Genomic DNA, 10,204 nt, shown 5'->3' with positions numbered 1-10,204 from the left:
CGTCGTCGTTCGCATCGCGTTCCCTGAAGGCCGGCTTTCCGGCGGTGAGACACACTGAATTACGTCAGTATTACTTACATAATATTTCATGATCTACCGAGTCAAGATTAAAATCGACCCAGCGCAATAAAAAAACAAAAACGCCGCGAAATCCGACAGGATTCCGCGGCGCGATGGCTGCAGGGATTTTTAAATTGCCCGGATCACTCCGAAGGCATGTCCAGCGTCCGGCTGAACCAGAGGGCAATCAGCGTGCAGAGCGCACCCGACATCAGGTAAATGCCGACCGCGAAAAGGCCGAATTTGGACGAAAATCCGAGCGCGACGAGCGGCGCGAAGCCAGCACCGATCAGCCAGGAAATATCCGAGGTGAGCGATGCGCCGGTATAGCGGTATTCGCGGCTGAAGCGGGAGGCGAGCGCACCGCCGGCCTGACCGAACGACAGACCCAGCAGCGAGAAGCCGATCAGCACGAACAGATAGCGGCCGATATCGCCCGAACTCAGGAGAACCGGCGCTACGAGGCTGAAGAGGCCGATCAACACCGCAGCGACAGCCAGAAGCTTCCGCCGGCCGATCCTGTCGGCCAGAATGCCTGAAACCACGATCATGCCGCCAGCGATGATGGCGCTCACGAATTGCACGAACAGGAAGTCCGAGACGCGCTGGCTGGTGTTGAGGGACACCCAGCTCAGCGGAAAGACCGTGACGAGATGGAAGAGAGCGAAGCTCGCAAGCGGCACGAAGGCACCGGTCACGACGACGGGAAACTGCGACCGCAGCATCTTGAACATGGGACGCGGTTCCAGCTCGTGCTGTTCGAGCATGGCCTGGAATTCCGGCGTCACGATCATGCGCAGGCGGGCGAAGAGCGCGAGAACATTCAGCGCCAGCGCCACGAAGAACGGGAAACGCCAGCCCCAGGCGAGGAATTCCGCATTGGAAAGCTGCGTCACGAAGACGATGAAAAAGGCGCTGGCGAGACCGAAGCCCATGGCCGCACCGATCTGCGGCATCATGGCGTACCAGCCGCGCTGTTTCTGCGGTGCATTCATGGCGAGCAGCGAAACCAGACCGTCCCATGCGCCGCCAAGCCCAAGGCCCTGGCCGATGCGGAATACCGCCAGAAGACAGGGGGCAAGCATGCCCGCTTCCGCATAGGACGGAAGAAAGCTGATCGCCATTGTGGAACCACAGAGGGTGAAGAGGGCGGCCATCAGCTTCACGGCGCGCCCGAATTTGCGGTCGATCTGGAGGAAGATCAGCGAGCCGATCGGCCTTGCGATAAAGGCCAGCGAGAAAACCGCGAAAGAATAAAGCGTCGCCGTCAGCGGATCGACGAAAGAAAAGAAGACGTGGGGGAAAACGAGCGCGGAGGCGATGGCATAGATGAAAAAGTCAAAGAATTCCGTCATTCTCGCAAGAATGACCGCAATCGTGATGCGATCCGGATCGACCTTGACGGGACCGGCCCCATTTCCGTTCGCCTCCGGCGCCTGCCCAAAGGATGGAGCAGCATTCGTATAACTCATAATATCCCTCCTGCGTCATGGACGAACCATTCCTGTAACGCGCCGGCTCCTCTTCCGTTGCGTTACGATGCGGCGGATTGTCACACGCACCCTACGTAACGTCAATTGAAGTTTGACAATAAAGGGTTGCCCAGTCGGTCGACCATGCGATAATGCACGCGCTCCGCCTTCAAACGCAGCTCCGCCCGGCACATGGTGCATCGCGAAGGTTTCGCTGCACCGCGACAATATACCTCATTTGAAAAATGATGTTCGGCAATTAATCGCGGCATAATCCAAACTGTACAAGTTCAGAGAACGTGCGCATGATCAAAAAAATCCCATCCGCCCTTCTGGCTATTCCGGTACTGCTGCTGCTCAGCGGCTGTAACCTCGTGGTCATGAATCCCTCGGGCGACGTCGCCATCCAGCAGCGCGATCTCATCATCACGTCCACGGTTCTGATGCTGCTGATCATCGTTCCGGTCATCGTCCTCACGCTTTTCTTCGCATGGAAATATCGTGAATCGGCCAAAGCGGAGGATTACGATCCCGAGTGGCACCACTCCACGCGCCTTGAAATGGTGATCTGGTCGGCTCCGGTCGCCATCATCCTGATGCTCGGCACGGTGACCTGGATTTCCACCCACCGTCTCGACCCCTATCGCCCGCTGGAGCGTATCGACGAGAGCCGCCAAGTCACCGCCGATATCAAGCCGCTCACGGTCGAAGTGGTGGCCATGGACTGGAAGTGGCTGTTCTTCTATCCCGAACTCGGCATTGGCAGCGTCAATGAATTCGCCGCTCCGGTCGATGTGCCGATCAATTTCAAGATCACCGGCACAACGGCGATGAATTCCTTCTTCGTTCCCGCGCTCGCCGGCCAGATTTACGCCATGGGCGGCATGCAGACCAAGCTGCACGCCGTCATCAACAAGGAAGGCGTTTATGACGGCTTCTCGGCCAACTTCTCCGGCCCCGGCTTCTCCCACATGCGCTTCAAGTTCCATGGCCTCAGCCAGCAGGGCTTCGACCAGTGGGTGGCGAAGGCGAAGGAAGGCGGCAAGGGTTTTGGCCGCCAGGAATATCTGGAATTCGCCAAGCCCTCCGAGCGCGAACCGGTACAATATTTCGCCTCGATCGATCCCGAACTCTACAGCGCCATCCTCAACCGCTGCGTCGAGCCCAACAAGCTCTGCATGCGTGACATGATGCATATCGACGCCAATGGCGGCGGCGGCAAGGAAGGCATCGATATCGCCAAGGCGCTGAATTCCGTCGTCTGCACGCCGCTTGCGCCCTTTGGCGTCGCCAGCGGTCCCCAATCCACTCCGGCTGCGCTCGAAGGACAGACTTTCGAGCCTGCGGCGCTGCCGGAAACGAAACAAGTCGCTGGCTGACGGATACGTCCCGGCATTATGCGGCGCGGCCAATGGCTGCGCCGATCTTATGTCTTAGAATCGCAAGAGGCTAAAAATGATCGTCAATTCCGATCAAACGTCGTTCCTGTTCGGGAAGCTGACATGGGAGTCCATCCCGCTTCACGAGCCAATCCTTGTCGCGACCTTCGCGGCGGTGGCTCTGGGCGGTATCGCCGTCGTCGGCGCCCTCACCTATTTCCGCCTCTGGGGCTATCTCTGGAATGAATGGTTCACGAGCATCGATCACAAGAAGATCGGTATCATGTACATCATCCTGGCGCTGGTCATGCTTTTGCGCGGTTTCGCCGACGCCATCATGATGCGCGTCCAGCAGGCGATCGCGTCGGGCGGATCGGAAGGTTACCTCCCTCCGCACCATTACGACCAGATCTTCACGGCCCACGGCGTCATCATGATCTTCTTCATGGCCATGCCGATGATCACGGGTCTGATGAACTTCGTCGTGCCGCTGCAGATCGGCGCCCGCGACGTTTCGTTCCCCTTCCTCAACAACTTCTCCTTCTGGATGACCACGGCCGGCGCCGTCATCACCATGATCTCGCTGTTCGTGGGTGAATATGCGCAGACCGGCTGGCTCGCCTATCCGCCGCTTTCCGGCATCGACGGCAGCCCGGGCGTCGGGGTGGATTATTATATCTGGGGTCTGCAGATCGCCGGCGTGGGAACGACACTCTCAGGCATCAACCTGATCGTGACCATCATCAAGATGCGCGCGCCTGGCATGACCATGATGCGCCTGCCGATCTTCGTCTGGACATCGCTGTGTTCGAACATCCTGATCGTGGCTTCGTTCCCGATCCTGACCGGCACGCTCGCGCTTCTCACCCTCGACCGTTACGTTGGCACCAATTTCTTCACCAACGATCTCGGCGGCAACCCGATGATGTACGTCAACCTCATCTGGATCTGGGGCCATCCCGAAGTTTACATTCTGGTGCTGCCGGCATTCGGCGTCTTCTCGGAAATCGTTGCGACGTTCTCCCGCAAGCGTCTCTTCGGTTATGCCTCGATGGTTTATGCAACGGGTGTCATCACCATCCTTGCCTACATCGTTTGGCTGCACCACTTCTTCACCATGGGTTCCGGTGCAAGCGTGAATGCCTTCTTCGGCATCACCACGATGATTATCTCGATCCCGACGGGCGCGAAAATCTTCAACTGGCTCTTCACCATGTATAAGGGCCGCATCAATTTCGACGTTCCGATGCTGTGGACGATCGGTTTCATGATCACCTTCGTCATCGGCGGCATGACCGGCGTTCTTCTCGCCGTTCCGCCGGCGGATTTCGTGCTGCACAACTCGCTGTTCCTCATCGCCCACTTCCACAACACCATCATCGGTGGCGTCGTGTTCGGTGTGCTTGCGGGTATCGTCTACTGGTTCCCGAAGGCATTCGGTTACCGTCTCGATCCGTTCTGGGGCAAGCTGTCGTTCTGGTTCTGGTTCATCGGCTTTTATTTCGCCTTCATGCCGCTTTATATTCTCGGCCTGATGGGCATTACCCGCCGTATCAGCCAGTTCGAGGACAATTCCCTGCAGATCTGGTTCCTGATCGCCGCCTTCGGCGCCTTCCTGATCGCGCTCGGCATCGCCTCCTTCGTCATCCAGCTCATTGTCAGCTTCCTGAAGCGCGACCAGCTGCGTGACGTGACCGGCGACCCCTATAACGGCCGTACGCTGGAATGGTCGACGTCTTCGCCGCCGCCCGCCTACAACTTCGCCTTCACGCCCGTCATCCATGATGTCGACGCCTGGGCGGATATGAAGAAGCGCGGTTACAACCGTCCCAAGGAAGGCTTCATTCCGATCCATATGCCGAAGAACACCGGCGCCGGCGTGATCATCAGCGCCATCAGCGTGGTTCTCGGCTTCGCCCTGGTATGGCACATCTGGTGGCTTGCGGCTCTGTCGATGCTCGCCATCATCGCGGTCTCCATCGCCCATACCTTCAACTACAATCGCGATTATTACATTCCGGCTTCCGACGTTTCGACGGTCGAGGCGGAACGTACGAAGCTGCTCGCGGAACAGGCGTAACGAATATGGCTCATACACCTGCACAAAGCGTCGACGGCGCTGAACCGGTCTTCTACCTGAAGGAAGACCACCACTCGGAGAACGGCACCTCGCTGGGCTTCTGGCTCTACCTGATGAGCGACTGCCTCATCTTCGCGACCCTGTTTGCCACCTATGCCGTTGTCGGCCGCAACTATGCGGCCGGCCCTTCGGGTGCGGACCTGTTCGACCTGAAGCTGGTGGCAATCAATACCGGCTTCCTGCTTTTCTCTTCCATCACCTATGGCTTCGCCATGCTGGAAATGGAAAAGCAGAAGGTAAAGGCCACGCTGGTCTGGCTGGGTGTGACCGGCCTCTTCGGCCTCGCCTTCCTCGCCGTCGAACTCTACGAGTTCCATCACCTGATCGCGGAAGGCGCGGGGCCGCAGCGTTCGGCGTTCCTGTCGGCCTTCTTCGCGCTGGTCGGCACGCACGGTCTGCACGTCACCTTCGGCATCATCTGGCTCGTCACGCTGATGTTCCAGGTCGCCAAGCACGGCCTTATCGCGGCCAACAAGCGCCGCCTGATGTGCCTGTCGATGTTCTGGCACTTCCTTGACGTCATCTGGATCGGCGTCTTCTCCTTCGTTTATCTCATGGGAGTTCTTTGATGAGTTCCGAAGCACACGCACACCACGACGCGCATGGCGACGACCATCACCATGATGGCGCGAGCCACGGCACCTTCAAGAGCTACATGATCGGCTTCGTCCTGTCGGTTATCCTGACGGCGATCCCCTTCTGGCTGGTCATGGGCGACGTACTGGAAAACAAGACGCTGCTGGTCATCGCCATCATGGGTCTCGGCGTCATCCAGATCTTCGTGCACATGATCTACTTCCTGCACATGGACACCAAGTCCGAGGGCGGCTGGACCTTCATGGCGCTGATCTTCACCGTCGTGGTGCTCCTGATCACGCTCTCCGGCTCGCTCTGGGTCATGTACAACATGAACAAGAACATGATGCCGCTGCACATCGAGGATGTGAAAAACCTGCCCTGAGCAGCAGAGACCTACGGCCTGCCGGGTTTCCGGCGGGCCGCCTTCGCGCCAACACATAACCCCATGAATCGTGGTGCGATTTATGGGGTTATTTGCTGGAAGAAGCGCATGCGGGCGCTAGAGTTTTTTCGCTTTTCTTCGAATCGCGAAAACACCCTAACTCTTTGTTTTGGCGCATTCCGGACGGAAAACCGGGTTCCACTTTTCCTGGAAATGCTCTAGGAAACCCGCCAAAGCAGACCGGTTTCTGCCAGGCGCGCTTCGCAAGGACCGTGACATGAGCGAAACCACACCCCATAACCGGCGCATCCGCCCTGCGGCCATCGTCGTCCTGTTCCTGACCGTTGTTCTGACGGGTCTGCTGCTTGCGCTCGGTACATGGCAGGTCAAGCGCCTTTCCTGGAAGCTCGATCTTATCGAGCGGGTCGAAGCCCGCGCCCATGCCGATCCCGTCGACGCCCCTGCCGCCAAAGAATGGCCGGCGCTCGGCGATCCGGCGGAATACGAATATCGCCGTGTGAAACTGTCCGGCACCTTCCTCAATGACAGGGAGGTTCAGGTCTATACGGTCACGGATCTCGGCCCCGGCTACTGGGTGATGACGCCGCTCAAGCGCGATGACGGCTCCAGCATCATCGTCAATCGCGGCTTCGTGCCGTCCGACAGGCGCGACCCATCCTCCCGCCAGGAAAGCGAACCGGCCGGAAACGTCGAGATCGTCGGACTGATGCGCGCGCCCGAAACCGGCGGGCTTTTCCTGCGCACCAACGATCCGGCAAATGGCCGCTGGTATTCCCGCAACATTCCGCAAATCTCGCAGGCATCCGGCCTTTCCGATGTCGCGCCGTTTTATGTCGATGCCGATGCGACACCCAATCCGGGCGGCCTGCCGGTGGGCGGGAAAACCATGCTTACCTTCCCCAATAACCACCTGTCCTATGCCATAACGTGGTATATTCTGGCGGCCATGGTGGTTGCGGCCGGCTGGTACGTCCTGCGCAACCTCAACGCCCCCAAACCGAAACGGGACAAGGACTAAGCAGCCGGTTTTACCGGATGGTTCATAAAAGCACTTCCTTCTTCACGTTTTGCTGATCTATAACGACAGTTCGGCCTGACATTGCCCGTCGGCGCATTTTGTTTCGGTGAGTTATGGCAAGAGCATTTCTTCTCGTTCTGGATTCCTTCGGCGTCGGCGGCGCACCCGATGCGGAGCGCTATGGCGATCTTGGCGCAAACACGCTCGGCCATATCGCGGAATTCTGTGCAGCAGGCGCTGCCGACAAAGCGGGGCTTCGCTCCGGTCCGCTGAAACTGCCGAACATGTGTTCGCTCGGCCTGCTGGAGATCGCGCGGCAGGCAAGCGGCGACATTCCCGCCGGCATGGAACCGCCGGAGCGCATTTTCGGCCTGCACGGTTCCGCGAGCGAAATCTCCAAGGGCAAGGACACACCTTCCGGTCACTGGGAGATCGCCGGTACGCCTGTCACCTTCGACTGGGGATATTTCCCGACGGAAGGCGATGCCTTTTCGCCGGAACTGGTGGAAGCGATCTGCAGGCAAGCCGATATTCCGGGCATTCTCGGCAATCGCCATGCTTCCGGCACCGAGATCATCGCTGAACTCGGCGAAGAACATATCAGGACCGGTAAACCGATCTGCTACACCTCATCCGATTCCGTTTTTCAGATCGCCGCGCATGAAACGCATTTCGGTCTGGAGCGGCTCATCTCGCTCTGCGAGACGGTGCGCAAGCTGCTCGATCCGCTGAATATCGGCCGCGTCATCGCCCGCCCCTTCACCGGCGAAACGGTCGCGACCTTCGAACGCACCGGCAACCGCCGCGATTTCTCCGTTCTGCCGCCGGAGCCGACCCTGCTCGACAGACTTGTGGAGGCCGGCCGAAAAGTGCACGCCATCGGCAAGATCGGCGATATCTACGCTCATCAGGGTGTGACGCGCGTCATCAAGGCAAATGGCAACAGCGCCTTGATGGATGCGACGTTGCAGGCCATCGACGAGGCTGAAAACGGCGATCTCGTCTTCACCAATTTCGTCGATTTCGACATGCTTTATGGCCATCGCCGCGACGTTGCCGGTTACGCCGCCGCCCTTGAGGCCTTCGATGCGCGAATCCCCGAAATCCATCGCAAGATGGCGCCGGGTGACATCGCCCTTCTGACCGCCGATCACGGTTGCGACCCCACCTGGCGGGGCACGGACCATACACGGGAAAGGGTGCCGATCATGGCATTCGGGCCGGGTATTCGCTCGCGCGATGTCGGCATCCGTTCAAGCTACGCCGATATCGGCGAAAGCATCGCCCACCATCTTGGCATCGAGGCCGGTTCTCACGGCAGGAGCTTCATTTGACATCGCATTTGCTGAAAGCGGAAATTCACTGCCACATCGAAGGTGCGGCACCCCCTGCCCTCGTCGCGAAACAGGCCGAGAAATACGGCATCGACACCAGCGGTTTTCTGCGGGACGGCCAATATGTCTGGTCGGATTTCGCCGAATTCATCCGTTGTTACGATGCGGTGGCGCAGGTGTTCAAGACGGATGAGGATTATGCCGTCCTGACCGAAACCTATCTGACCGAACTTGCGCAAGCCAATACCATCTATAGCGAACTGATCATTTCGCCCGATCACGGCGACCGCATCGGGCTTGGCGCCGACGCCTATCTGGCTGGCATTGCCGAAGGCATCCGTATCGCAAGGGAAAAGACAGGGATCGAAACCCGCATCATCGTCACCGGTGAGCGCCACTTCGGCCCGGAACGGGTGATCGCCGCAGCCGAATATGCGGCACGCGCTCAACATCCGCTGGTAACGGGCTTCAACATGGCCGGCGAGGAGCGTATGGGCCGCGTCGCCGATTATGCGCGCGCCTTCGACATCGCCCGCGATGCCGGCCTTGGACTGACCATTCATGCCGGCGAGGTTTGCGGACCGGAAAGCGTTGCCGATGCGCTCGACCTCGTCAAACCGTCCCGCATTGGGCATGGCGTGCGCGCCATCGAAGATGCCGGTCTTATCGCCCGGCTAGCCGAGACGGGAACGGTTCTGGAGGTCTGCCCCGGTTCGAATATCGCGCTCAACGTCTATCCCGATTTTGCCAGCCACCCGCTGAAAGCTCTGAGCGATGCCGGAGTGCGTGTCTGCATCAGTTCCGACGACCCGCCATTCTTCTTTACCTCGCTTGCACGGGAATATGCGCTGGCTGCGGACGAGTTCGGCTTCAGCGATGCCGAGATCGACCGTATGACGCGGACCGCACTGGAATGCGCCTTCGTGGACGAGGCAACACGCGCACGACTGCTTGCGAAACTCGACGGCGCCTGACGCTGCGGTTCGCGGGGTAAAACCGCGAAGAAGGCTTGCGAAAAACGCACTTTCGGTGAATTACAAGGCATAAGATAAAAAGGAAGGCCAGTTTCATGGACGGCGTCACAGTCATCGAACATCCGCTGGTGCGGCACAAACTTACCATCATGCGCAAGAAGGAAACTTCCACGGCCGGCTTCCGCCGCCTGCTCAGGGAAATTTCGACGCTGCTCTGCTACGAAGTGACGCGCGACCTTGAAATGACGATGGAAACCATCGATACGCCGCTCGAAACCATCGAGGCCCCCGTGCTCGAAGGTAAGAAGCTGGTTTTCGCCTCCATCCTGCGCGCCGGCAACGGCCTCCTGGAAGGCATGCTCGAGCTCGTGCCTTCGGCGCGTGTTTCCCATATCGGCGTTTATCGCGATCATGACACGCTGGAAGCTGTCGAATATTACTTCAAGGCTCCGGAAAGCCTCGATGCGCGCCTTATCATCGTTGTCGATCCGATGCTGGCAACCGGCAATTCCTCCATCGCCGCCGTTGAGAAGCTGAAGGAGCGCGGTGCGAAGAACATCCGCTTCCTGTGTCTGCTGGCGGCGCCCGAAGGCATCAAGAACTTCCGTGAAGCGCATCCCGATGTGCATATCTACACCGCCGCCATCGACAGCCATCTGAACGAGAAGGGCTATATCGTTCCCGGTCTCGGCGATGCCGGCGACCGCATGTATGGCACCAAATAACGCCGTTCATCATCGCTTAACCGTTTGAGCCATTCGCCGCCCGATAAGCGGCGGATGGCTTTTTCTTTTAAGATTTCAGCATGTTTTGCGTCTATTCTCGGCAAGAATAACCCTGCCCTT

The 10,204-nt window shown here is 58.9% G+C and carries 9 protein-coding genes; 8 read left to right on the top strand and 1 reads right to left on the bottom strand.

The window, feature by feature from the left end:
• Positions 1-203: 203 nt before the first annotated feature.
• Entirely contained in the window at positions 204-1,532 is a 1,329-nt protein-coding gene (locus EM858_RS10540; protein ID WP_080818377.1) for an MFS transporter, read from the bottom strand.
• 305 nt (positions 1,533-1,837) lie between these two features.
• Here EM858_RS10540 and cyoA point away from each other — a divergent pair, with 305 nt between their 5' ends.
• The 8 genes from cyoA (at position 1,838) to upp (ending at position 10,084) form a co-directional block, all read left to right on the top strand.
• On the top strand, positions 1,838-2,911 hold the full coding sequence (gene cyoA / locus EM858_RS10535) for a ubiquinol oxidase subunit II (RefSeq protein ID WP_127756667.1): 1,074 nt from the start codon (positions 1,838-1,840) through the stop codon (positions 2,909-2,911).
• 76 nt (positions 2,912-2,987) lie between these two features.
• A complete protein-coding gene (cyoB, locus tag EM858_RS10530) occupies positions 2,988-4,991 on the top strand; it encodes a cytochrome o ubiquinol oxidase subunit I (RefSeq protein ID WP_127756666.1) in 2,004 nt (667 codons plus the stop codon).
• 5 nt (positions 4,992-4,996) lie between these two features.
• Entirely contained in the window at positions 4,997-5,620 is a 624-nt protein-coding gene (gene cyoC / locus EM858_RS10525) for a cytochrome o ubiquinol oxidase subunit III (protein ID WP_127756665.1), read from the top strand.
• On the top strand, positions 5,620-6,012 hold the full coding sequence (gene cyoD / locus EM858_RS10520) for a cytochrome o ubiquinol oxidase subunit IV (protein ID WP_035219607.1): 393 nt from the start codon (positions 5,620-5,622) through the stop codon (positions 6,010-6,012). The genes cyoC and cyoD overlap by 1 nt, the downstream gene beginning before the upstream one ends.
• Positions 6,013-6,289: 277 nt before the next feature.
• Complete coding sequence (locus EM858_RS10515) at positions 6,290-7,051, top strand: SURF1 family protein (protein WP_164865395.1); 762 nt, start codon at positions 6,290-6,292, stop codon at positions 7,049-7,051.
• Between the two features lie 113 nt (positions 7,052-7,164).
• Positions 7,165-8,385, top strand: coding sequence for a phosphopentomutase (locus EM858_RS10510; protein WP_127756664.1), 1,221 nt, complete (start codon positions 7,165-7,167; stop codon positions 8,383-8,385).
• Entirely contained in the window at positions 8,382-9,359 is a 978-nt protein-coding gene (locus EM858_RS10505) for an adenosine deaminase (RefSeq protein ID WP_127756663.1), read from the top strand. Before EM858_RS10510 ends, EM858_RS10505 begins: the two co-directional genes overlap by 4 nt.
• A gap of 95 nt (positions 9,360-9,454) precedes the next feature.
• A complete protein-coding gene (upp, locus tag EM858_RS10500; protein ID WP_003524359.1) occupies positions 9,455-10,084 on the top strand; it encodes a uracil phosphoribosyltransferase in 630 nt (209 codons plus the stop codon).
• Positions 10,085-10,204 lie beyond the last annotated feature (120 nt).

It is taken from the genome of Agrobacterium sp. CNPSo 2736 (assembly GCF_004005385.1).
Classification (GTDB): domain Bacteria; phylum Pseudomonadota; class Alphaproteobacteria; order Rhizobiales; family Rhizobiaceae; genus Agrobacterium; species Agrobacterium leguminum.
Note: the sequence above shows the minus strand (reverse complement) of the source record. Positions and strands in the feature narration are given on the sequence as shown.